The organism is Tsukamurella conjunctivitidis (assembly GCF_007858475.1).
GTDB lineage: Bacteria > Actinomycetota > Actinomycetes > Mycobacteriales > Mycobacteriaceae > Tsukamurella > Tsukamurella conjunctivitidis.
On record NZ_VIGX01000288.1, the window covers coordinates 1 to 530 of the forward strand.

At 35.1% G+C, this 530-nt stretch carries 1 protein-coding gene; it reads left to right on the forward strand.

Annotated elements, in window-relative coordinates; genetic code table 11:
* A partial coding sequence (locus FK530_RS27735; RefSeq protein WP_205124287.1) for a hypothetical protein occupies positions 1–293 on the forward strand: 293 nt, incomplete at its 5' end.
* Positions 294–530: the final 237 nt, after the last annotated feature.

Sequence of the window (530 nt, forward strand, 5' to 3'; positions counted from 1 at the left end):
CTCGTTCATATTATTCTTCTTTACATTTGATCAATTCTTTTGTTCTCAATGCACCTAAAAAGCAACAGAATTTAATCAATTATCTTTGCGATACAAAAGAGCATCTCAATGAAAAAGTTGACTCAAAAACTTTGAGATCATTTGGATTGAGATTAGAGCAACAACGGAGAAATAGGGTTAAGGCAGATTATTATCTACATAGACATCTCTCCTCTTATGAGGCAAAAAATGCGCTTAAAGAGGCCAAGATATGTCGAGCTTTACTAGAAAAAGAGGAAGATAAGAATATTTAGTATTGAGATCTATTAATAATCTCGGTAATGCTCTTATTACTCTTATTTTTAAAAGTAATTTGTAAGATATTGTAAAGCTCGTACTAATGTGTGTGGTACGGGATTTTTTATTTGATTTTTCAATAGGTAAGAGAATCAGCGGAAGGGCGGGAACCTACCATCTCGCTCTTATCACAACCGCATGCCCGCAGGTCGGTATCCTTGATGCCGAGAAAGTTTTCTGGTAATCGAGTGATT